This is a genomic window from Flavobacterium sp. CG_9.1 (assembly GCF_015751645.1).
Classification (GTDB): domain Bacteria; phylum Bacteroidota; class Bacteroidia; order Flavobacteriales; family Flavobacteriaceae; genus Flavobacterium; species Flavobacterium xanthum.
On record NZ_JADOVC010000067.1, the window covers coordinates 1 to 2,483 of the forward strand.

Below are 2,483 nucleotides of genomic sequence, written 5' to 3' on the forward strand. Positions count from 1 at the left end.
TAATTCGTGCTGCTTGCCAGTATTTAAATGAACGTTTGCCGTTGTTGCGGGTGCAAAACTAACTCCTTTATACCGGTATTCAAGCTTTTTTAAACTCTTTTTTTATCCTTTTCTTAACTTTAGCTTTAACTTACTGAAAATACGCTTCTTGGAAAAAAAAAATTTTCTAATCTTTTGCAATATTCTTCCTAAAAAGTGACAAAACCCAGCGTTTATGGGCGAATCTTAAAATACAACTGCATTTCATACCTTACAATTCCTCTTGTACTAAAGATTTGACGGGTATCCATAAACTTTCTTTGTAATACTTTCAACATACAACTTACTAAGTGCAGAGAACTTGAAACAACCATGCCTTAACTTTTTACTGCAAAAAAAAGCAACAATTTACTTTAGCCTTGTCACAGACAGTAAAAATCAACCAAGCTATATCATTATTTTAACATTACATTGATATAGCTCGGTCTTTGACTTCTATTAAAGAAAGTGCCCGAAGTACTATACTTACGTTTATTTTGATTACAGTAATTATAATCTTCTGTCAACCTGTACTGGCAATCTTAAGAAGTCAACTAAAAGAGAATTTAAAATTACAAGAGCTAATGCAAAAGTAGTATAGGTTTCGGAAAAAGCGTCCTACTACTTTATATCTACAGAAAACGAAAGCACCATGCTTTGTAGAAGAATTATTGCTGCCAAAACAAATTCCACAGTAGCATCTTGCACTAATAAAAAAGACTTACTAAAACAAGATTTACATTCTAGGCTTTTATAGAAAGAAACTATCCGTAAGAATGCCCTGCAGAAAGACATACAAAATATAAAAATAATTACAAGCCTTTCAATTGCGGTAAGATATACTATATGCCAAGGTTTATAAAGCAAAATGGATCAAGACTACAGGCTTTGATGAAATAAGAAAAAAGGATTTATATAATTTCTAACTTATCTACAAATGCTTTACTACTTTAAAGAGTCACTAACTTACTTTTATCTCAAATTATTGTCGACTACTTTGAATTAATTTCAACTAAGAGAACAGAAGATATTTTACATTTATATTTACAAGACATTAATTTTACTCCCATAAGGCTTCGAGATTGTAAACTAAGAACTAACTGATTACTTTAAGAAACTACAGTTTATGATTATTACCACTAGTAGGAATATAGCTTACCACCATATTGCTCAGAAAAGGAAGACTAACAAATACAAAGTGAAAATTGTTTTTTAAGATCGGAATTTATTAGCTTAAAGAACTCGAGTAACACCAGGCCTTGTTCATTTTACCAAAAGAGATCAATAGATACAAAGACTACTAATTGCAATGCTAGCAAATCTATATATGGAGTTACTGGTGAAAATTTATAAAACCAATACATAGACTTTTTAATCGGTTATAAAACTTGCAACCAGAAATCTCATACCAAACACAAGCTTCTGTGTCCTCAAACAATAAACAAAAATTTATTAACAGATAACACATATCGCTCCAATAAAGAACTTTTTACAAAAGTGTCTACTACACGAGAAAATGCTACCAAACTTACTACAATACGTATTCCTGATTGAACTAGAGAAAATCTTGTACTCGTTTTATTTCAAGAAATAGCTCTTAAATAATAAAATTAAGTTGTCGAATTAACTTTATATATAACATCAAATATAGAACTCTAAGCCACAAAAATCTTTTTTAAATCACAGCTTTATAACAGAGCAATTTCATATTTAGAAATTAGAATTAGAAACTTTGTAGAAAAATATAATTAAAAGTAGTAATCAGGCCATTGATTTAGAAATTAATCGGCAACACCATTAAACAAATGCTCGCCACAAGTTGGTAATTCCTATACTAAACCAGAAAAAAAAGGTCATAACTTATCGAAGTAATATCACCACTAGCAAAAGAGCAGTATAAAATAACTACTAAACCCAAAAGAAAACGTTAAATAATAATTTTAAATACATCCTGATATTGAAAAAGCTCATAATTTGCCACAAAAAATTTAGAATATCTTTGAGAAAACAACCAATATGATTTATAAATAACTATATCATTCAGGGGGAATGAAAAAGTAAATCATATTGGGCTCAAATCATAGAACACAATACTAAAATCAATTATAAACCATTATCAAATTATTTTAAAACACATTGCTATAGAAGCACCAATTCTTAAACAGAATCTTTCAATGCTAAAATTAAAGCATTCAGGAATAAGTTTAGAGGAGTAAGAAAGATAGATTTCTTTCTGTTCAGATTGTTTAATATTTTTGCCTAATCCCCAAGTTTTGTTCTTGATCAAAAAATATATAATGATCCCCATTTATATCGCCAATATCAGGACGGGACATATTTATAACAAAAAACCCTTCATCTATTGATGAAGGGTTTTTAAAGAAAGGCGACGACATACTCTCCCACATAACTGCAGTACCATCTGCGCAGGCGGGCTTAACTACTCTGTTCGGGATGGGAAGAGG

1 rRNA gene is annotated in these 2,483 nt (G+C 30.2%); it reads right to left on the reverse strand.

Annotated elements, in window-relative coordinates:
- Positions 1-2,399: 2,399 nt before the first annotated feature.
- A 5S ribosomal RNA gene (rrf, locus tag IWX83_RS16975) occupies positions 2,400-2,483 on the reverse strand; the annotation flags it as partial.